General features: G+C 47.0%; 18 protein-coding genes. 16 read left to right on the top strand and 2 right to left on the bottom strand.

Going from position 1 to position 19,916, the window contains the following annotated elements; all coding sequences use genetic code 11:
- The first annotated feature begins 96 nt into the window (after positions 1-96).
- The 10 genes from AC4EHB_RS08630 to AC4EHB_RS08585 all read left to right on the top strand — a co-directional run bounded on the left by AC4EHB_RS08630 (position 97) and on the right by AC4EHB_RS08585 (position 12,238).
- The gene (locus AC4EHB_RS08630; protein WP_490981207.1) at positions 97-1,242 is read left to right on the top strand and encodes an HpcH/HpaI aldolase/citrate lyase family protein; all 1,146 of its coding nucleotides are present in this window, start codon (positions 97-99) and stop codon (positions 1,240-1,242) included.
- The gene (locus AC4EHB_RS08625) at positions 1,175-2,548 is read left to right on the top strand and encodes a phosphoribosyltransferase domain-containing protein (protein ID WP_490975161.1); all 1,374 of its coding nucleotides are present in this window, start codon (positions 1,175-1,177) and stop codon (positions 2,546-2,548) included. The genes AC4EHB_RS08630 and AC4EHB_RS08625 overlap by 68 nt, the downstream gene beginning before the upstream one ends.
- Entirely contained in the window at positions 2,548-3,657 is a 1,110-nt protein-coding gene (locus tag AC4EHB_RS08620; RefSeq protein WP_490975160.1) for a cysteine protease StiP family protein, read from the top strand. The genes AC4EHB_RS08625 and AC4EHB_RS08620 overlap by 1 nt, the downstream gene beginning before the upstream one ends.
- Positions 3,654-4,469 carry a hypothetical protein gene (locus AC4EHB_RS08615; RefSeq protein ID WP_490981206.1) on the top strand — a complete coding sequence of 272 codons (816 nt, stop codon included), beginning with the start codon at positions 3,654-3,656 and terminating at the stop codon, positions 4,467-4,469. The genes AC4EHB_RS08620 and AC4EHB_RS08615 overlap by 4 nt, the downstream gene beginning before the upstream one ends.
- A 17-nt stretch (positions 4,470-4,486) precedes the next feature.
- Entirely contained in the window at positions 4,487-6,100 is a 1,614-nt protein-coding gene (locus tag AC4EHB_RS08610) for a YceG family protein (protein ID WP_490975158.1), read from the top strand.
- A 21-nt stretch (positions 6,101-6,121) separates the two neighbouring features.
- Positions 6,122-7,204: a toxic anion resistance protein gene (locus AC4EHB_RS08605; protein WP_490975157.1), complete on the top strand. Its 1,083-nt coding sequence runs from the start codon at positions 6,122-6,124 to the stop codon at positions 7,202-7,204.
- Between the two features lie 19 nt (positions 7,205-7,223).
- On the top strand, positions 7,224-7,802 hold the full coding sequence (locus tag AC4EHB_RS08600; RefSeq protein WP_490981205.1) for a TerD family protein: 579 nt from the start codon (positions 7,224-7,226) through the stop codon (positions 7,800-7,802).
- Positions 7,803-8,015: 213 nt separating this feature from the next.
- Positions 8,016-9,182, top strand: coding sequence for a M20 metallopeptidase family protein (locus AC4EHB_RS08595; protein WP_490981204.1), 1,167 nt, complete (start codon positions 8,016-8,018; stop codon positions 9,180-9,182).
- 189 nt (positions 9,183-9,371) lie between these two features.
- Complete coding sequence (locus tag AC4EHB_RS08590; protein WP_490975154.1) at positions 9,372-10,901, top strand: AbgT family transporter; 1,530 nt, start codon at positions 9,372-9,374, stop codon at positions 10,899-10,901.
- Positions 10,902-10,939: 38 nt separating this feature from the next.
- The gene (locus tag AC4EHB_RS08585; RefSeq protein ID WP_490981203.1) at positions 10,940-12,238 is read left to right on the top strand and encodes an amidohydrolase; all 1,299 of its coding nucleotides are present in this window, start codon (positions 10,940-10,942) and stop codon (positions 12,236-12,238) included.
- Positions 12,239-12,300: 62 nt separating this feature from the next.
- Here the strand turns inward: AC4EHB_RS08585 and AC4EHB_RS08580 are convergent, their stop codons facing one another.
- Positions 12,301-13,563 carry a TRAP transporter large permease gene (locus AC4EHB_RS08580; protein ID WP_490981202.1) on the bottom strand — a complete coding sequence of 421 codons (1,263 nt, stop codon included), beginning with the start codon at positions 13,561-13,563 and terminating at the stop codon, positions 12,301-12,303.
- Entirely contained in the window at positions 13,551-14,048 is a 498-nt protein-coding gene (locus tag AC4EHB_RS08575; protein WP_490975151.1) for a TRAP transporter small permease, read from the bottom strand. The genes AC4EHB_RS08580 and AC4EHB_RS08575 overlap by 13 nt, the downstream gene beginning before the upstream one ends.
- Before the next feature lie 415 nt (positions 14,049-14,463).
- Between AC4EHB_RS08575 and AC4EHB_RS08570 the strand changes: the two genes are divergently transcribed.
- The 6 genes from AC4EHB_RS08570 (at position 14,464) to AC4EHB_RS08545 (ending at position 19,897) form a co-directional block, all read left to right on the top strand.
- Positions 14,464-15,492, top strand: a complete 1,029-nt coding sequence (locus AC4EHB_RS08570) for a DctP family TRAP transporter solute-binding subunit (RefSeq protein ID WP_490975150.1) — start codon at positions 14,464-14,466, stop codon at positions 15,490-15,492.
- Between the two features lie 101 nt (positions 15,493-15,593).
- A complete protein-coding gene (gene pcaC / locus AC4EHB_RS08565; protein WP_490981201.1) occupies positions 15,594-15,974 on the top strand; it encodes a 4-carboxymuconolactone decarboxylase in 381 nt (126 codons plus the stop codon).
- A 284-nt stretch (positions 15,975-16,258) separates the two neighbouring features.
- Positions 16,259-17,185 carry a hydroxymethylglutaryl-CoA lyase gene (locus AC4EHB_RS08560; RefSeq protein ID WP_490981200.1) on the top strand — a complete coding sequence of 309 codons (927 nt, stop codon included), beginning with the start codon at positions 16,259-16,261 and terminating at the stop codon, positions 17,183-17,185.
- A 26-nt stretch (positions 17,186-17,211) separates the two neighbouring features.
- Positions 17,212-18,006, top strand: a complete 795-nt coding sequence (locus tag AC4EHB_RS08555; RefSeq protein ID WP_490981199.1) for an enoyl-CoA hydratase/isomerase family protein — start codon at positions 17,212-17,214, stop codon at positions 18,004-18,006.
- A 5-nt stretch (positions 18,007-18,011) separates the two neighbouring features.
- Positions 18,012-19,379 (top strand): MmgE/PrpD family protein, encoded by a 1,368-nt coding sequence (locus AC4EHB_RS08550; protein ID WP_490975146.1) that lies wholly within the window; start codon positions 18,012-18,014, stop codon positions 19,377-19,379.
- A 17-nt stretch (positions 19,380-19,396) separates the two neighbouring features.
- Positions 19,397-19,897, top strand: coding sequence for a PaaI family thioesterase (locus AC4EHB_RS08545; RefSeq protein ID WP_490975145.1), 501 nt, complete (start codon positions 19,397-19,399; stop codon positions 19,895-19,897).
- Positions 19,898-19,916 lie beyond the last annotated feature (19 nt).

Raw genomic sequence — 19,916 nt, 5'->3', positions numbered from 1 at the left:
AAGCAAGGAGGCTGTCTCCTTGCTTTTTTTATCCATTAATTCCGTTATTAATTTTAAGGTGCTTGCTGTTGCGGCGGGGCCGGGAGGAAAGAAGTTATGAGACATTTTGGCGTTTTGAACGATTCTGATTTAAAAACCTTTTTTAAATATACCCCGGCAGAATTCAACCGAGATGCAGAACGGGAAACATTGGGGTTGGCTTTGGGAGCGGCGCTTTACACGCCCGGCTCCAGGCCGGATTTCGCCCATAAGATATTATCTGGGCAATACAGCCGTGATGCGTTTTCTGGACTGACGACATTGATCGTTTGCCTGGAGGATGCTGTTGCAGACTCACAGCTTTTGCAGGCGGAAGACAATGTCGTTCAGCAGCTGAAACGGTTGGAAAAAGCGAAGGCGTTTCAGCTGGAGGCCGGACCGGCTCTTTTCCTGCGGATCCGCAACGCGCAGCAACTCGACAAGATGACGGCTTTGTGCGGTACCTCCCTAAGCGTTTTGACCGGCATCGTCTTTCCGAAATGCGAACCGGAGAACCTTTTGGCATTCTTTCCAGCGCTTGACCGCGCCAGTGCGGCAGCGGGGCGCAATTTATACGCCCTGCCCCTGCTTGAAACGAGAGAAGTGCTGTATTCCGAAACGCGCGACCAGGCACTGCAGGAAATCCATGAAATTTTGTTGGCGGAAGTGGACCGTGTATTGACGGTCCGAGTCGGCGCCACTGATTTTTCCAGTTTATATGGCTTGCGCCGTCCTGCAGAACGAACAATTTACGATGTCCACGTAATCAGGGACTGCTTGGCCGATGTGCTGAACCGTTTCGGCAGAGCCGAAGACGGTTTCACCGTATCAGGGCCAGTTTATGAACATTTCTCTGCTAACCGACAAGGTTGGCTCACAAGCGTTCCGGAGAAGGTGCTATGGGAAGAAGTGCAATTGGATGCCCTTAACGGATTCAAGGGCAAAACTTGCATCCATCCGTCCCAAATAATGATTGTCAATGCCGGCTATATCGTCTCGCAAGAAAGTTACACAGATGCTGCATTGATTTTGTCCGAAAGCGATTCGCATAATGGTGTACTGCAAAGCCCGACCCGAAACAAAATGAACGAAGTAAAACCGCATTTGAGCTGGGCAAGGAAAATTGCCGCCCAGGCGGAAGTCTATGGGGTGCTGAATGAAAACTTTAAACCAATCGATGTCCTCAACCACATTCGAGCAAGTCAATTATCAAAACAATTATAAATTATGGGATTCTCTTGAACTATTGGTTACGGTGAACCAATCTTTTCAGGGGCTGCCAGTGGAATCGCTTTTTTCGATGGCTCTTCGGGTCAATAAAAAACGGCAATTCCTGTTTGTCAGCAAGCTGATCGCCAAGCATTTGGCAGTCAATCCAGCCATTGCGTTAGGCACCGGCACTTTGCTGGCTTCTTTACTGATGGAAAAAGAGAGCCTTTCTGCACCGCCTCAAACACAGAAACTGGCACGCATGATCGGGGAGGGAATTCCTGATCCCGCTTTGCTGAAAAAAGCATTGGACTATAGAATTGCTTTGCCAGAGAAAACGGTTTTTATCGGCATGGCGGAAACGGCTACCGGATTAGGCCATTCTGTTTTTCAGCATTTTGAAGATGCTTTTTATATTCATACAACACGAGAAAACATAAATGGAGTAGCCCCATCTTTTGTTTTTGAAGAAGAACATTCCCACGCGACTTCCCACAGAGTTTATGCTCCAGAAGGAATGCTCGAAGATGCGGAAGCCATCGTGCTCATTGATGACGAGATCTCTACGGGCAATACCTTGATCAATCTCATAAAAGCCTTGGATGAGCAATTCCCAGGCAAAAAATATACGTCCTTGTCGATACTCGACTGGCGCAATGAAATACAGCGGCAAAATGTTAGCCAGCTTGAAGCGGACCGGAACATCAGCATCGCAGTCCTTGCCTTAATGGCCGGAGAGTTCGAACTCCGGCACGGTTCATCGCCGGAAGACGGCGAACTGGAAAATTTGTCAGGAACAAGCAGTTTACAACTGGAGGAAATTGTATTTTCAAAACCATTGCCGCATCAATCGGCCACGGGCCACCGCTATATTCCACTGACTGGCCGCTTCGGCTTGTCCAGCACTGCCCATTTAGAAATCGGCAGCTGGGCAAAACAGGCTTCAGCGCTGGCTGGAGAGCTGACAGCAAATGAAAAGCCGCTGGTAATCGGCATTGGCGAGAATATGTATTTGCCGCTCCGCTTCGCTTTGGAACTGGACAGCAATGCACTTGTCCAAACAACTACGCGCAGCCCGATTTTTGCTTCTGACACCGAAGAATACCCCATCAAAGAAAAAGTGAAATTCAGCTTGCCTGATGCTGACGGAGTGAACCAGTTCATCTATAACGTGGACAAGCTTGATATAACAACGATTTATTTGCTAGCTGAATCTGTCACATTAGAAGAAGACTGGCAGCCGCTGATTTCTTATTTAGAGAAAAAAGCGCCTGTCAAATGGATTTCTCTGACGAACAAGAAAGCGGGGGATGGAGCCTGATGATTGAAGCAGGACTGGTCAAAACAAGCTATTCGAAAGAAGATATCACTTTTTTATTGAAAGATGTAACTGATGACTTCACCGAAAGTACACTCGAGGAACGTGAACAAGCGGTACAAGCGGGAGCGCATTATGCAGAGCGCCTGCCGATTGAATACGTGCCGTCCCAAGAATACACGAAACTGTATCATGCTACGGTCGAAAAAACCAAGTCATATTTGGGCTCTTTGGTTGGCCTTGTAGCTCGCCGCATCCACATGAATGCGGGGACAGATGATATTGTACTCGTTTCTCTTGCGCGCGCCGGCAGCCCGATCGGCATTTTGATCCGCCGCTACGCGCAACAGATTTTAGGCATGGATTGGCCACATTACAGCGTATCGATTTTGCGTGATAAAGGGATCGATGAAAAAGCGATGGAAGCCATCTGCGAAAAACACCCCGAAAGCCGCATTCAATTCGTTGACGGTTGGACTGGGAAAGGTGCCATCCAAAAAGAACTGACAAAATCGGTTGCACTTTTGAATGATAAAAACGGCTCGAATCTGAAAGATGATATGGCGGTCTTGGCCGATCCCGGAGCATGCGCCGTATTGTTTGGCACAAGGGAAGATTTCCTGATTCCAAGCGCTTGTTTGAACGCAACAGTGTCTGGGCTTGTAAGCCGTACCATTTTAAATGATAAATACGTCGGTGAAAATGACTTCCACGGCGCCAAATTCTATGCCGAACTGCTTCAGGATGACTTATCCAATGATTTCATCAATCAGGTAACTGCTGAATTCAAGGCAACAGCGGACGCAGTGGAAAAAGCCGCTGAAAGTTCTCCAGCAACAGCGGAGCGGACATGGCAAGGCATGCGGGAAGTGGAAGAAATCGGCGATAAAATGTACAGCGAACGGGATTACCACCTCGTCAAACCAGGCGTCGGCGAAACGACGCGAGTACTGTTGCGCCGAAGCCCATGGAAGGTGTATGTCCGCGAACTCGATAATCCGGATGTGCAGCATATCTTGATTTTGGCGAAAGAAAAAGGCATAGACGTCGAAGAAGTGCCGGCCTTGTTTTACCAGGCAATTGGCTTGATCAGATCGGGGAAAGAATTATGACAATTCTTTTTGCGAGTGATTTGGATCAGACTTTGATTTATTCCCGCCGGTCAATGGGGCTTGATGTCTTAGAGGCAGAATTGCGAGAAGTGGAGCGTTTTGAAGGAAATCCGCAATCGTTTATGACTGAAAAAAGCCAGCAGGCGCTGTGGGAACTTTCGGAATCGACGTTTTTCCTGCCGGTGACTACAAGAACTCAAGCGCAGTACGAGCGTGTAACCGGTATTTTCAAAAACGGCGAAACGCCTCGTTTCGCCGTTATTTCAAACGGTGCGGTCATCTTGGAGAATGGACAGCCGATTCGCGAATGGTCTGAGCGGCTGCGCCAGAAATGCACAAGTGATAAAACGGTTATCGAGGAACTGCTGCCAAAAATAAAGCAGCATTTTTCAGAAGACTGGGTGCTGCGAGTGCGCCAGGCGGACGATTGGTTCGTCTATCTAATTGTCGACCGTGATCGTTTTCCGGAAGAGAGATTAAGCGAATACACGAAAATTTTCCGTGAAATCGGCTGGGACATGTCGTTGCAGGGGCGTAAGCTCTATTTCATGCCAGTCAGCATCACAAAGTCGGGCGCTATGGAATATGTGAAAGAACGGGTCAATGCAAGCTTTGTGGCAGCGGCCGGAGATTCATTATTGGACCATTGCCTCCTCGAAAGTGCGGACCTTGGGCTATTTGCTGCCCACGGAGAAGCTGTAAAGAGCAACATTCCGATTTCAGCCCATATTGAAGTGACTAGACAAAGCGGTATTAGAGCAGGGGAAGAAATTCTTGAGCGTATCGCGAAAGTGGTTCTGCAATATAAATAAAGGAGGAGGGGATTCCCATGGTTCAGCTGCATCCGGTTCGCGTGAGAACGTGGGATCCGGAAAAACTGGGTGAATGGCTGGCTAAACCGCTGGTTGCGCACCCTGAAACGAAAGTGGAAGATGAAACCATAACGTATCCGCAGCTGCTGGGGCAATTTCTCGGCATGCCGCTGGATGCCGATGATTATTTTGCAGCAATGTATGATTTGCTTGAACAAGCGGATGGCAGGCTGATCCGCCTGTCGGGCAACTTGAATAAGCAAATTTCTGGAGAACGTCTGCGCAGCCTTCAGGATTTATTCGAAATGAATAATAAGGAAAGGGGACTGTCCCCTAGCCGCATCGTGGCATTTCTGGACGGCAAGGGTTTGCTTCCGCGACTGAAGGACGCGGGCTTGAATCGTCGGATCCGCCTCATCATGATTGAAGTGTTGAAGGAATTTCAGGAGCAATCGGGAGGCAGCACGACGATTTCTTCTTTCCGGCGCGTGGCGACCGATCTTGTAAAGTGGACGTTCAACCACGTGGAGCCGGAGCTGGATAAATTGGCACTTGAAAAAGGTTTGCCTGGATTTTTGTGGTATGGGGAAACGACGGAAAGTGAAAAATGGTTCATGAAATTCGCAGCGAAGTTCGGCTTCCATCTTATCGTCTACGACCCTGAAGGCAAGCAATGGTTGGAAGATGCTGTCGGTGAAAAAGATCTGCCGTCGCATAGCTTCCAAATCACAGCGGATACAGTGCCGCCTTTCCCGCTGGAACGGCCTGAGAGAGTCGGAACAGTCGCTTTCCGGGCAACGCAGGAAGTGGACCGGCTTTTGCATCACGATGATTCTGGCTTGTACAAGCCGTTCCAGTTTAAATCCTACGCAACCAAATCAGTCCGCTTGAAAACCACCATCGATGAAGCTTTTATCTTGGCAAAAGAACGGGCGATGGTGCGGCCGTCATTTGCAGTGGAGCGTGGAAGCGTCATCATTCCAGTGGTTTTCGCGAAAATTATGGGAATCGAAAAGGACCGCAAGCGTTTTTGGGACAACATCCATAACCTGGATGAACGCGAAGATACTTTATTGATTCGCAGTTTCCCTTTTATTGAGGAACGGAAAGGCAATCAACAATTCCATTATCGCGCGGCGCTTGGCAAAGATGGCCGCTTAGATCCGGAAAAGATGAAGACCGCAAATTGGTGGAAGTACGGAAGGCTGCCGACAGGTTTACAGACGGCATTGTGCGAAGCGATTGCGCGGCATGTGGAAAAGCCCATGCTCGCTCCGCAGCCAGGAGAGTCTCTGGAAGACTTGAAGCTTTACCAATTTTCACAATCGATGTCGCTGCCGGATCCGGTCATCAAACTGATCCAGCAATTCGATTATCCGCAATTTGTGCCGACGCTGCTTTTTTACAACGAAGAAAAAGATGGGGAACTGAGCCGCGCGGATGCTAACGTGATTGCCTTGATCCACACTTTCGGATTGGATGTGATCATCATCAATCCACAAGCCCATCAAGACATCGAGCGCTGGATAGATGCGGATTTGATTGATACGCATTGGCTGGACGACAGAAGCTACGACGAACCATATAGAGAACCGTCAGTGGTGAAAAAAATGTTCAGAAAATGGCTTTAACCATAAAAGGAGGGAAAGTTGATGAACACGATGCCAAATCAAATCGAAGAACAAGAACTCGCAATGCAAAACGAGAACGAACTGAAAGTCCAGCTGAAGAAAAATCCTGAAGTGTTGCAGCTGGCTTCAAAAATCAATCCAAAAAACCAGATTGAATTATTGGAGTTCGGCCGTGAGCCGGCAAATGAAATTTCAGCGTTCACCGGCAAAGTATTGAACACGGTTCAAGCGAATAGCATGGAGGAATCCAGCGAGTTGCTGAAGCAGCTGGGCAAAATCATGGATAAGTTCGACAAGAAGGATTTTGTGGAGAAGAAAGGTTTTCTCAACAAAATTTTCAACAAAGGCAATAAAGTGATCGAACAATTATTCAGCAAGTACCAAACGATGGGTACGGAAATCGATAAGGTCTATGTCGAGATCACGAAATATGAATCTGAAATGAAAAAGTCCACTACGACTTTGGAAGAGCTGTACGACAAGAACTTCCAGTATTTTATGGAGCTGGAAAAATATATTGCAGCAGGCGATATTAAAATCGACGAACTGAAACAGCAATTGCCTGGCGTCCAAGCCAAGGCGGAAAGCGGCAATCAGATGGCGTTGATGGAATTGAACTCACTGCAGAACGCCATTGAATTGTTGGAACAGCGCGTCTACGACTTGGAGATGGCAAAACAGGTTTCCTACCAGTCGGCGCCGCAGATCCGCATGCTGCAACGGGGCAATACGAAGCTCATCGGGAAAATCAATTCCGCTTTCGTCACGACAATCCCTATCTTTAAAACAGGGTTGATCAACGCGATTGCCGCGAAGCGCCAGAGCTTGGTTGCCGAAGGCATGAACGAGCTTGACCGCCGTACGAACGAAATGCTTTTGAAAAATGCCAACGACATCTCACGCCAAAGTGTTGACATTGCGCGCATGTCTGGACAGCCGAGCATCAAAATTGAAACGATTGAGCAAACATGGGAGACAATTATGCAGGGCATGAATGAAACCCGTGCAATTGAAGACGAAAACCGCAAAATGCGCGAGCAAGGGCGTTTGCGCATCGAAGAGTTGCAGAAGAAATACGAAGATACCCAACGCAAAGCTACTTAATCTGAGGAGGAATTCACGTATGTCAACGATCAACTTAACAAAAGGCCAGAAAATTGATTTAACAAAAACCAATCCAGGATTAACAAAAGTTTTAGTAGGACTTGGCTGGGATACCAATAAATACAGCGGCGGAGGCGACTTCGACTTGGACGCATCCATTTTTCTGGTAGCGGAAAATGGCAAATCACGTGGCCCGGAAGATTTTATCTTTTACAATAACCTATCAGGCGGCAACGGTTCTGTCGTCCACACTGGCGATAATTTGACGGGCGAAGGGGAAGGCGACGATGAGCAAGTGATCGTGGACTTGCCGAATGTGCCTGCAGACGTCCATAAAGTGGTATTCACTGTAACTATTCACGAAGCGGAAAGCCGCGGCCAGAATTTCGGCCAAGTATCAAACGCATTTATCCGCGTGATGAACGAAAGCAGCAACCAGGAAATTCTGCGGTACGACCTTGGGGAAGATTTCTCTATTGAAACGGCGCTTGTCGTCGGAGAACTTTACCGCCACGGAGCGGAGTGGAAATTCAACGCCATCGGCAGCGGCTACCAAGGCGGGCTTGCCGCTTTGGTCAGCGATTTCGGCTTGAATTAATCAATTGAATAAAGTACAAAAGGCTGTCCCGGAAAGTCATGAATATGGCTTTGGGGCAGCCTTTTTCTATTGGGTCATCGGTCGCAGTTATTCGAGAGCCGAAATATAGTAAAGATGATGCAATATTTTATGAATTGGAATTATTCAACATCGCTATTTCGATTTATGCTATCCTCAAAAAGAAAGTAAAGCGATAAGGAAAGGGTGAGTTGCATGGTGGATATAGAGCGGGTAAAAGAAATTCGGCGGGCATTGCACCAGAAACCGGAGCTTGGCGGAGAAGAATGGGAAACGTCTGAACGCATTCAACAAGAGCTCCAAAAAGCTGGCATTCCGTTTAAGACGGGATTTGCAAAAACCGGTGTGCTTGGAATCATTGAAGGAAACGGCACAGGAGGCACAGTGGCGCTGCGTGCAGATATTGATGCCTTGCCGATTTCGGAAAAGGCGGATGTTGAATTCAAATCCAAGGCAGCTGGGAAAATGCATGCCTGCGGACACGATGCACATACCGCGATGCTGCTAGGCACAGCCTTCAAGTTGAAAGAAATGGAAGACCAGCTGCCTGGGCGTGTGCTGCTTGTGTTTCAGCCAAACGAGGAATCGACGCCAATCGGCGGAGCGCGGCCGATGATGGAAGACGGAGTATTTGATGAGTTCAAACCGGATGTCATTTTTGGACAGCATGTATGGCCGGATTTGCCGGTGGGCCAGATCGGCGTCAGGGACAAGGAAATGATGGCGGCTTCCGACAGGCTTATCTTCACGATCAAAGGTGCAGGCGGGCACGCGAGCATGCCACACCAAGGCAAAGATGCCATCGTCATCGCTGCCGAATTTATCTCTTCGCTGCAGTCGATAGTCAGCCGAAATGTCAATCCGCTGGAATCAGCGGTCATCACAATCGGCACAATCAGCGGAGGGTACCGGTATAACGTTATCGCGGACAGTGTGGAATTAAATGGCACAGTCAGAACTTATAGCAGCCAGGCGAAAGAAACGGTAAAACGGAGAATCGGCAGTCTCGTAAAAGGTTTCGCAGAAGCATTTGAAACGGAAATCGACTATGAATACATCGAAGGCTATGACGCTACCGTCAATACGCCAGAATGGGCAGAGCTGATTCGGGAACGCGCTGAAGAGCTGCACGGCGCTGATGCATTGCCAAAAGTAGACCCTTCCATGGCAGGCGAAGATTTTTCACGATTTTTGGCCGAATACCCGGGTGCTTTCTACTGGTTGGGCTGTGCGAAAGAAGGGGAAGAAAAATCGAAGCCACTCCACGATCCGGAATTTTTCTTCAACGAAGATGCGCTGGAAATCGGCATCAATACGATGGTCGATGTGACGGTCAGCGCCCTTAAAAAACTGAAAAACTGACTGCTGGTGGAGTTGCCACGAAAACCGTGGCTGATCAGCGAACTTTATGGTTGTTTAAAAAATAGTTATAAAGTTCGCTAAAAATAAGCTTGTATGCAATTTTCTTCAAATAATATTGAGTAATCCTGAAAATAATGTATATAATATTGTTAAAATGAATAAAAATTCTTTTGTTTAGGGAGGCGCAATATGAAAAGTCCAGAGAAGCAGGCGGAAAAGACGGGTATTTTTATCCGATTCTTGAACGCAATAGAAAAGATAGGGAACAAGCTGCCTGATCCATTCATGATTTTCGTGTATTTGTCCATTGCAGTCATTATAGGATCATTTATCTTCAGTTTGTTCAATGCATCTGTCGTCCATCCGGGTACTGGCGAGACGCTTGCTATTCAGAACCTGTTGTCTTGGACGGGTTTGGAATACATAATCACATCCATGCTCACCAACTTTACCGGCTTCGCGCCGCTTGGAACCGTCCTTGCAGTAATGCTTGGAATCGGACTTGCAGAAAAGGTCGGCTTATTGGAAATAGCCATCCGTAAGACGATTTTAAAAGCTCCCGCGGCATTAGTCACTTACGCGATTGCTTTTGTAGGAATTATGGGAAACATTGCTTCAGATGCGGCACAAATCTTGATTCCACCGCTAGCTGCGATGGTTTTTTATAAAGTCGGACGCCATCCGCTTGCAGGGCTTGCTGTTGGCTTTGCCAGTGCGGGCGCCGGTTTCACCGCAAATTTATTGATTGTTGGTACAGATGCTTTGCTTTCCGGTATTTCAACGGAAGCTGCCGCTATCTTGGACGACTCAATTATTGTGACACCCGCAGATAACTGGTATTTTAACATCGTTTCTGTTTTTGTTTTGACTATAGTTGCGGGGCTGATTACTGAAAAAATCATCGAACCGAAACTTGGAAAGTATGAAGGGGACGCTGTCATAGATGTCAGTGCTGAAGAACATCCAAAAGCCAATAAAGGGTTGCGTAATGCTGGACTTGCGGCTTTGGCTTACCTTGCTTTAATTGCTTTGCTCATCTTTCTGCCAGGGTCATCGCTTCGAAACGAAGATGGCGGATTGATCCCTTCGCCTTTTCTAACAGGAATCGTACCGGTGATCTTGGGGCTTTTCATCGTCCTTGGTGTAGCCTATGGAAAAACGGTCGGAGTCATCAAAAGTTCAAAGGATGCAGTCGGCTTTATGGGGGAATCCATTAAAGACATGTCTGGATTTATTGTCTTGATTTTTGCCGCGGCTCAGTTTATCGCTTACTTTACGTGGACGAATATCGGAACCTGGATAGCGGTCAATGGGGCTGAATTGCTGACACAAATCAATTTCACAGGAATCTATCTCATTATCGGATATATTCTCTTTACATCAATGCTGAATTTCCTGATTTCTTCTGGTTCTGCGAAATGGGCGCTGGAAGCTCCAGTTTTCGTGCCGTTGTTCATGCAGCTGGGCTACCATCCGGCATTTACCCAAATGGCTTACCGGATTGGGGATTCGTCTACGAATATCGTGACGCCGCTGAACCCGTATTTCATCGTTGTTCTTTCATTCATGCGTGAATACGATAAAAAAGCGGGAATGGGGACATTGATCTCGTTGATGATTCCATATACGCTATCTTTCTTAGTCGTTTGGATTATCATGTTCCTCATATTCTTCTATGCAGGCTTACAATACGGACCAGGCATTACGCCTTTCTTGTAAGCTAGGCAGATTGTAAAAAGATGAAAGGAGTAGATTTCATGATGGGAATAGGGATTGGCGACGAATTGCAGGAAGAGATGATCAAGTGGCGCAGGGATCTGCATAAGCATGCGGAATCTGGATTTTTGGAAATGCGCACAGCATCACTTGTTGCACCTTATTTAGAGTCACTTGGCTACGAATTGAAATGGGCGCAAGACGTCATGAAAGCGGAACATCGCATGGGCGTCCCTTCGGAAGAAATTCTGGACGCTCATTATAGCTGGGCCGAACAAAATGGAGCAGACCTCGATTGGCTGCCGAAATTCAAAGGTGGGATGACGGGAATTGTAGCGACGCTGCAAACCGGCAAGCCCGGCCCAGTGCTAGCTTACCGCTTTGACATGGACGCGCTGGATATCCAAGAAGACATGGCGGGTGGGCATGTACCTTTTGAAAATGGCTTTGCTTCGATGAATGCTTCAAAAATGCACGCTTGCGGTCACGATGGGCATACATCTATAGGCCTTGGTTTGGCAAAAGCGTTGATGGACAATAAAGAAAAGATGGCAGGGACAATCAAATTGATTTTCCAGCCAGCTGAAGAAGGGACGCGCGGCGCGAAGTCGATGGTGGAGGCTGGCGTAGTGGATGATGTGGATTTCTTCATTGCGATGCACCTTGGGACAGGTGTTCCGACAGGCGAATTCATCGCCGGCAATTCCGGATTCCTTGCCACGACGAAATTGGATGTCGCTTTTAAAGGCGTAGCTTCGCATGCTGGCGGCAAACCGGAAGAAGGGCGCAACGCATTAACGGCTGCATCGTCAGCAGTTCTTGCGCTATACGGCATTCCGCGCCATTCAGCAGGAGCTTCCCGCATCAATGTCGGTGTATTGACTGCCGGTTCAGGCCGCAACATCATTGCGCCGCTCGCTGAGATGAAATTGGAAACGCGCGGTGAAACTTCTGAGATCAATGATTTTATTCGCTCCCAGGCACTGGCTGTCCTAACGGGGGCGGCTGCGATGTACGGCGTGGAAGTGGAGATGGATATTGTCGGCGAAGCGAAAAGCAGCATGCCGAGCAGCAAGCTGGTCGAAGATCTTGCAGCGATAGCCGAAGAATCTCCATATTTCAATAAAGTAACAGCCTGGTCGACCGATGCGGCTGGATCTGAAGACGCCACGTATTACATGGAACGGGTGAAAGAACTCGGGGGCTCGGCGACTTATTGCATCGTAGGAAGCGACTTGGCAGCAGGGCATCATAACGAACGCTTTGATTTTGATGAAGCATCGATGCCGGCGGCGGTGGATGTACTCCTGCGCTCAGCGTTCAACTTAAGCAACACATAGGACATAAGAAAAAGACAGGGCAGTCGCCCTGTCTTTTTTCTTATGCCAATTAAATTCTACTGTTATGTCAGGAATAACGAAAGCTGCGGGAAGATGATGACGATGACCAAAACGATAACGAATATCGCGAAAAATGGCACGACGCCTCTGATAACCTCTTCCACTTTCTCGCCGGTTATCCCGCTGACGACAAAGAGGTTCAGACCAACTGGAGGGGTAATCATCCCGAGCTCCATATTTACAACCATGATGATCGCGAAGTGAATAACATCAATTTCCAATGCTGTGATGATCGGTAGCAAGATTGGCAGCGTAATCAGGATGATAGCTGTCGGCTCCAGGAACATCCCGAGGACGAAGAACAGCAAACTGATAATCAGCAAGAATGTCCATTTGTTAAAGCCGCTGTCGCTGACCCATTGCGCAAAGCTTTGTGGAATCTGTTCTGTAGTAAGGAAAGTTCCGAGCACAAGAGCGGCTGCGATAATTAGGAAAATCATCGCTGTGGTGTTGATGGATTCTGTTAAAATATTTCTGAATTTTTTTAGATCTAACTCACGGTAAACGAATATCGAGATGATCAAAGAATATAAAACCGCCAAGAATGATGCTTCAGTCGGTGTAACGACACCGGTATAAATGCTTCCCAAAATAAGAACTGGCATTATTAAACCCCAAATGGATTTAAGAGTCGGGCGCCATCTTTCATTCAACGGAACTTTCGGTGAACCGCCATAGCCTTTTTTGTGGGCAACGATTACGGCATAAATGATGAGTGCTAAACCGAGCACCAAACCAGGTAAAATACCGGCGGAAAATAATTTGCCGGTAGACTGCTCTGAAACCGATCCATACAAAATCAGCGGAATAGAAGGCGGGATCAAAATTCCCAGCGTCCCCGCAGATGCGACCAATCCCATGGAATACTTTTTATCGTATCCCGCTTTGACCATCATCGGAATCATGATGGCGCCGATTGCCGCAGCAGTGGCTGGGCTGGAACCGGAAATCGCTGCAAATATCATACACGTTAACACGGTTACAACTGATAGGCCGCCTTTTGTATGGCCAACCCATACGCGGATGGCTTCAATCAGATATTTTGAAATTCCGCCTTGCGCCATAATCAAACCGGCGAATACGAAGCCCGGAATTGCCATAAGCGTCGTACTGTTGACACCGGTAAACATCCGCTGAATAACAGTATTTAAAGAAAAATCAACCAGATACAAGCCGATGATGCTGGACATCGCCAAACTGATGGCAATCGGCACCCGCAATAAAGCAAAGAAGAATAATAAGCCAATTACAATTACTGCTTCCATAGAATATCCTCCCCGTGAGTAACGTCTTCTTTCTTAACAAAAAACTTATAGGCTTTTTCACAGAACCGGATAAACAGCAATGTACCGGCAATCGGCATAATCAAATAGTTGATCCAGATCGGGAAGTTAAGATCGATGGTTTTGATTTGCTGTTCGTATGCGGTCATAACCATATCCAGGCCAGTCCATATAACGAAAACACTGAATGAGATTCCGACCAAAAGAGTGAAAACTTGTGAAATTTTTCTGAAGGTTGGGCCTGCTCGGTCATAAATGATATCGATGGCAATATGTTTGTCTTCTTTTAAGGCAGTGGAGAAACCGATGAAGATTGCCCACACCAGCAGCATGGTGTAAATTTCTGTTGCCCAGCTTTGTGATGCTCCTATTACATAACGCATGAATACCGAATACAAACTGATTCCAATTCCTGCTAAAAATAAAACAGCTGAGAAAGCGCTTTCAATCCAGTCTAAAATTTTCATTAATTCTCCTCCTTATCCCGTTCATGTATTTTGGATACGAGATGCTAAGTCAAATCATAATATAAGCGTTTTAGAATAACAAGACCAAATAGTTAAATTATTAAAAATATTTAAACGGAAATTTGAGTTTTTATTAGAAATAATCCTCGCCTTTTAAAGAAGGAGACTGGAAAAGTGAATTAATGAGTCTGAATTAAAGTATTAGAAAATTAAAATTTTTCTTTACAATATGATTTTGCTGTGATAATTTGGGGTTGAGTTGTATCCAATAATCAAGAAACAGGGAACCGACTCCAAATCAGCAGTAAAAGTTCAATGAAAAGGGAGGCGTAAACGGTAAAATGAAAACCCTTTCAAAAAACGAAATAGGCTGGGCAGCACTAAAGGAAAACAAACATACAAGGGGGAAGAGTACATGAAGAAGGTAACACTATTGTTATTTTTATTGGTGGTCGGGTTTGTTTTGGCAGCTTGCGGAAGCGAGGAGTCAGGCGGTGGATCGGAAAGCGCGGATGGGGTTCAAGAAACGACGATTAAATTTTCGCACGTAGTAGCTGAAAACACACCGAAGCACCAAGGTGCATTGGCGATGAAAGAATATATTGAAGCAGAGTCGGATGGCAAGATCACAGTTGAAATCTACCCAAACAGTTCTTTGTTCGGTGACCAAGATGAATACCAAAACTTAGTATCGAATAACGTACAATTCATTGCTCCCGATTTATCTAAATTCGTAGGGAACAACCCGCAATTCAACGTTCCATCGTTGCCGTTCTTGTTTGACAACGATGATGAAGCCATCGCTTTCTGGGATGGGGAAAAAGGAACAGAAATTTTGGGAAGCCTTGAAGCAGATGGTGTACTTGGCTTGAAAATGTGGCCGAATGGCGGAAAACATGTAACGAATAACGAACGTGCCATCACATCTCCAGCTGATTTTGATGGATTGAAATTCCGTACACAAGGCGGACAAGTTCTTGAAGAGGTTTACTCAACGCTTGGAGCCGGTTCTGAATCGATTCCATTCAGTGAACTTTACACTGCATTGGACCAAGGAGTAGTTGACGGACAGGAAAATACATTCAGCAACATCGAATCGAAAAAATTCGATGAAGTGCAAGAATTCATGACAATTATGAACCATACACGTGTTGACTACGCAATTTTCACAAACACTGAATTCTGGGAAGGCATGAACGAAGAAACAAAAGCGATTGTTGAAGCAGGCGTTGAAGAAGGCACGAAAGTGGCACGTGAAGAAGCCCTTACTTTGAATGAAGCAGCATTGGAATTGATCAAAGAACGCGGCGAAATCGAAATCACTGAATTGACTCCTGAACAGGTGGAAGAATTCAGAACTGCTTTGGAGCCAATCTATGAAGAGTTTGAAGAGGAAATTGGCACTGATGTATACGAAGCGGCAAGAGAAGCTGCTGGAGAATAATGGCCATTATGGCTGGAATTGAAAAAGTTGGCTGTATCCATAGCCAGCTTTTTCACTTTATTTGAATTCTTTCAAAATAACCTTAAGACAGGAGAATGAATGTGGATAAAGCAAAATTTGAAAAAGGATTAGAAATTCGAAAAAGCGTTCTTGGAGCCGAATACGTCGAGAATTCGATCAATAATTCGACGGATTTCAATATGCCGATGCAGGAATTGGTTACAGAATATTGCTGGGGTGAGATTTGGGGACGTCCCGGTTTGGAAAGAAAAACAAGAAGCATCATCAATTTGGCAATGATCACAGCGCTCAATCGCCCGCATGAATTAAAGCTTCACGTCAGAGGCGCAATCAATAACGGCCTGACACGCGATGAAATTAAAGAAATATTCCTGCAAACAGCGATTTACTGCGGCGTGCCGGCAGCAATCGACAGTTTTCGCTCCGCAAAAGAAGTTTTTGATGAAATGGACAAAGAATAAGCCATTAAAAGGCCAATAAAAGCTCCTCCCGACGCGCACTTGGCTGCAGCAATCCAGCAAATCCAAGTGCAGCAAAGCGGGTAAAAATTTTCGCCATTATTTTGGATACAAAATACAACTATAAATTAAACTAAGAAGGTTTTACTCCATATCGAAAAGTATCTTACGAAGCGATGTATAAAAGCTTATTTAGTTTAATTTATATAATTGCTTTGATTAACGGGCTGTAGCCGAAATAAAGCGAAAGTTTTGATGGGGCATCATGATCTCAAAGGAGGGGCATTATGCATTTTCCGCAGCATGTGAAGATAAACGAAGTCGTGTTAAGAGATGGGCTTCAATTGGAGGCGAAGATCGCCAGCCTTGAGGAAAAGAAAGAGCTGTTTGACGGGTTGGTCCATGCGGGCGTCGAAACGATTGAATTCGGTTCATTCGTCCATCCGAAAGCGGTGCCGCAAATGGCGAACAGCGGTGAGTTTTATGCCCAAATTGCCAAAGAACCAGCCCATTCGGCGTTGATTGCGTTGATTCCGAATTTGAAAGGCGCAGAGCTCGCGAGTTTGAAAGGCGTGGAACGAGTGAATTTCGTTTTTTCAGCGAGCAATACCCATAACCTGCAAAATGTGAACAAGACCACAGAACAATCTCTGGAAGAGCTCGAAGCAATCCATGCTTTTTGCAAGGCGAATGGAATCATCATGAATGTGTCGATTGCGACTACGTTTGGCTGTCCGTTTGAAGGGGATGTGCCCCCTGAACGCATCAGTGAGCTGGTGAAAAAACTTATCGGTCTGCCAATTGATATCATCACATTAGCGGATACGACAGGCATGGCGAATCCGCGGCAAGTCTTTGAACTGCTGGAGAGCTTGAAAAAAGTCCACCCACAGCAGAAATTCAATCTGCATTTCCATAATACAAGAGGAATGGGACTTGCCAACATCTTGTCAGCCATTCAAGCGGGTGTGGACAGTTTTGACACATCGCTCGGCGGGCTCGGCGGCTGTCCATTTGCGCCAGGAGCGACCGGGAATGTCTGTACGGAAGACGCGGTCCACATGCTGCACACTATGGGCATCGAAACCGGCATTTCGCTCGGAGGGTTGATTGAAACCTCCCGCATACTTGAAAAAGTGGTCGGCCATAAGACGTCGAGCTATATTTTGAAAGCAGGGCCTTCTGACCGGAAATATCCGGTGCCGAACAATTAAACGTTGAAAACTTGGGGGATGACAAGATGGCTGACTGGCAAACAATCAAATTAAAAGAAGATTACGCTTCTGAAAACGTTTATATCCTTGAATTGAACCGGCCAGAGGCGATGAATTCGCTGAATACGCTAATGGGCATCGAGTTGATCGAATGCCTTAAGGAAATTCAGGAAAAGCCAAATCTGCGCGTGCTTGTGTTGACCGCTGCCGGTGAAAAAAGCTTTTGCGCTGGCGCGGATTTGAAAGAGCGAAAAGGCATGACGAATGAACAATGGAAGAAACAGCACGATATTTTCGAGGAAGCTTATGCCTGCCTGAGGAATTTTCCGTATCCGGTCATTGCGGCTGTCAATGGCTTTGCGCTTGGTGGGGGCATGGAAATGTTGTTGAGCTGTGATTTACGCTATGCATCAGAACACGCTCAGATGGGGCTTCCTGAAGTGAAGCTCGGCATTATTCCTGGAGTCGGCGGCACGCAATTACTGCCGCGTGCGATTCCGATCGGGCTGGCAAAGGAATTCCTGTTCAGAGGCAATAAGATCCCGGCGCAGAAAGCGTTTGAGACAGGCATTTTGAATGGCATGGTGCCAAAAGAGGAATTGCTGGAAGTGACGCTGTCGATTGCCAAGGAAATTGCGGCAAATGCGCCGCTGTCGCTGAAAGCGTTGAAGAAAGCGATTAACACGGGAATCGAAACCGATTTGAATACAGCGCTGGTGATTGAGCTGGATCAATATTATAAATGCGCGAACTCAGCTGACCGCCAGGAAGGGATTTTGGCTTTTAACGAAAAACGGAAAGCAAACTGGCAAGGGAGATGACGTAAATGCAAGAAGTAAAAGGAGAACAAGCGCTTGAACTGAGCAAAAAGCTTGCGGCATACAGCACAGCGCTGACATACAGCGAATTGCCCGCGGAAGTGGTGGAATTTACGAAGCTCTGCATCTTGGATTATTTCGGTTCGGCGATTGCCGGTTCCGGCAAAAGGCCAGTTCAGATGATTGCGGAACTTGCATCTGATCTGGGCGGGAGTGAACAAGCGCGCCTATTTACCGGCGGAAAGTCATCCGTTTTGAATGCGGCAATGGTCAACGGCGCAGCAAGCCATGTCGTGGAACTTGATGATATCCATAAAGGTTCGATTATCCATGCGGCCACTGTCGTCATCCCGGCGGCGCTGGCAATTGCGGAATGGAAGAAATTATCGGGGGAAGAATTGATCACAGCCGTAGTCGCCGGCTATGAAGTCTGTTTCCGGATCGGGGAAGCTGTATCGCCTTCGCATTATTATTACTGGCACAATACCGCGACTTGCGGAACATTCGGATCGGCAATCGCCGCGGCAAAATTGCTTAGCTTAGATGAGGAACAGACGATTGCGGCCCTCGGAAACGCTGGGACGCAAGCGGCGGGTCTATGGGAGTTTATCGAAGACGGCGCGATGTCAAAACAGCTTCATACCGCGAAAGCTTCAATGAACGGCGTACTCGCGGCTTTATTGGCCCAAAAAGGGTTTACCGGTCCCCGCAAGATTCTCGAAGGCGACCGTGGCTTTTTCAAGGCGATGAGCGAGGAATACGACGAAACGCGTATAACGGAAGGCTTAGGCCAACAATTTAAAATCATGGAGAACTCATTTAAAATTCATGCTTCATGCCGGCACACGCATCATGCGGTCGACATGCTAATTGACATTTTCAAGGAGCGCAAGCCATCACTCGAAGAGATTGAATCGGTGAAAGTCGAATCCTATCAAGTCGCGCTGAACATCACAGACGATCCAGCTCCGCAAACCGAATATGCGGCAAAGTTCAGCCTTCAGTTCTGCTCAGCATTGGCCCTATTGAAAGGCAGCGCCAGTTTGGCGGATTTCAATGAACAATCCCTGTGGGACGACGAAGTGCGCGAGCTGATGAAAAAAGTGGAGGTCATTACGGAACCCGGCATCGATGCCAGCTACCCGAAAAAATGGGGAGCGGCAGTGGAAGTGGCATTCAAAGGTGGCGATTCGGTCAAAATGGTAACCGAATATCCGAAAGGGGATCCGGAAAACGCGGTAACTGCACAAGAGTTGTACGATAAATTCATCGGCATGGCAAATGATTTTCCAGCCGAAAAGAGAGAACGGATCGCTGAGAAATTATTGAATTTGGAAAAAGTGCACAGCGTTGAAGAGTTGATGGACAATCTGTAGGTGAAGAGGGCGAGCATATGGCTGACAACAATCGCGGACGGTTAGATGAGCTGCAAAAAGGGCTGGCCGCGCTGGATAAAAAAGAATTGGATGAAGTGGCGTATGTGCTGTCGCTTTACGGCGAGTCTTCACGGACGCATCAACCAAACACTGTGCCGATGCATTTTCTTGGGAGATTTCTTGGAATCGAGCAGCATGCTGACGGGACAGCGGAGATGAAACTTGGCGCGCAGAACGAAAATACGTATGGCGTCGCGCAAGGAGGCGCAATTTACACCTTGGCGGACGTGGCGATCGGCTTCAGCATTCTAAAAACCTTGTCGGAAGGCGAGAAAGTATTCACGCTGGAGCTGAAAGTGAATTTCATTGAAAAAGGGCAAGGCGGCCGTCTGTTGGCGGCACCGGTCATTTTGCGCCGTGGCCGCAGTACGGTGGCGGCGGAATGTACTGTTACTGATGACAAAGGAACGCTTGTCGCAAAAGCGCTCGGAACATTTTATATTTCCGGAAGAAAGTAATTTTGGAAGGAGGGACCAA

The organism is Planococcus sp. TJ-302 (genome assembly GCF_058268455.1).
This window is presented reverse-complemented; position numbering and strand designations above follow the sequence as displayed.

What these genes read in the sequence shown, in the direction of transcription:
- AC4EHB_RS08630 (WP_490981207.1), top strand. Translation starts at nt 97, where the DNA reads ATGAGACATTTTGGCGTTTTGAACGATTCTGATTTAAAAACCTTTTTT.
- AC4EHB_RS08625 (WP_490975161.1), top strand. Translation starts at nt 1,175, where the DNA reads ATGAAAACTTTAAACCAATCGATGTCCTCAACCACATTCGAGCAAGTC.
- AC4EHB_RS08620 (WP_490975160.1), top strand. Translation starts at nt 2,548, where the DNA reads ATGATTGAAGCAGGACTGGTCAAAACAAGCTATTCGAAAGAAGATATC.
- AC4EHB_RS08615 (WP_490981206.1), top strand. Translation starts at nt 3,654, where the DNA reads ATGACAATTCTTTTTGCGAGTGATTTGGATCAGACTTTGATTTATTCC.
- AC4EHB_RS08610 (WP_490975158.1), top strand. Translation starts at nt 4,487, where the DNA reads ATGGTTCAGCTGCATCCGGTTCGCGTGAGAACGTGGGATCCGGAAAAA.
- AC4EHB_RS08605 (WP_490975157.1), top strand. Translation starts at nt 6,122, where the DNA reads ATGAACACGATGCCAAATCAAATCGAAGAACAAGAACTCGCAATGCAA.
- AC4EHB_RS08600 (WP_490981205.1), top strand. Translation starts at nt 7,224, where the DNA reads ATGTCAACGATCAACTTAACAAAAGGCCAGAAAATTGATTTAACAAAA.
- AC4EHB_RS08595 (WP_490981204.1), top strand. Translation starts at nt 8,016, where the DNA reads ATGGTGGATATAGAGCGGGTAAAAGAAATTCGGCGGGCATTGCACCAG.
- AC4EHB_RS08590 (WP_490975154.1), top strand. Translation starts at nt 9,372, where the DNA reads ATGAAAAGTCCAGAGAAGCAGGCGGAAAAGACGGGTATTTTTATCCGA.
- AC4EHB_RS08585 (WP_490981203.1), top strand. Translation starts at nt 10,940, where the DNA reads ATGATGGGAATAGGGATTGGCGACGAATTGCAGGAAGAGATGATCAAG.
- AC4EHB_RS08580 (WP_490981202.1), bottom strand. Translation starts at nt 13,563, where the DNA reads ATGGAAGCAGTAATTGTAATTGGCTTATTATTCTTCTTTGCTTTATTG.
- AC4EHB_RS08575 (WP_490975151.1), bottom strand. Translation starts at nt 14,048, where the DNA reads ATGAAAATTTTAGACTGGATTGAAAGCGCTTTCTCAGCTGTTTTATTT.
- AC4EHB_RS08570 (WP_490975150.1), top strand. Translation starts at nt 14,464, where the DNA reads ATGAAGAAGGTAACACTATTGTTATTTTTATTGGTGGTCGGGTTTGTT.
- AC4EHB_RS08560 (WP_490981200.1), top strand. Translation starts at nt 16,259, where the DNA reads ATGCATTTTCCGCAGCATGTGAAGATAAACGAAGTCGTGTTAAGAGAT.
- AC4EHB_RS08555 (WP_490981199.1), top strand. Translation starts at nt 17,212, where the DNA reads ATGGCTGACTGGCAAACAATCAAATTAAAAGAAGATTACGCTTCTGAA.
- AC4EHB_RS08550 (WP_490975146.1), top strand. Translation starts at nt 18,012, where the DNA reads ATGCAAGAAGTAAAAGGAGAACAAGCGCTTGAACTGAGCAAAAAGCTT.
- AC4EHB_RS08545 (WP_490975145.1), top strand. Translation starts at nt 19,397, where the DNA reads ATGGCTGACAACAATCGCGGACGGTTAGATGAGCTGCAAAAAGGGCTG.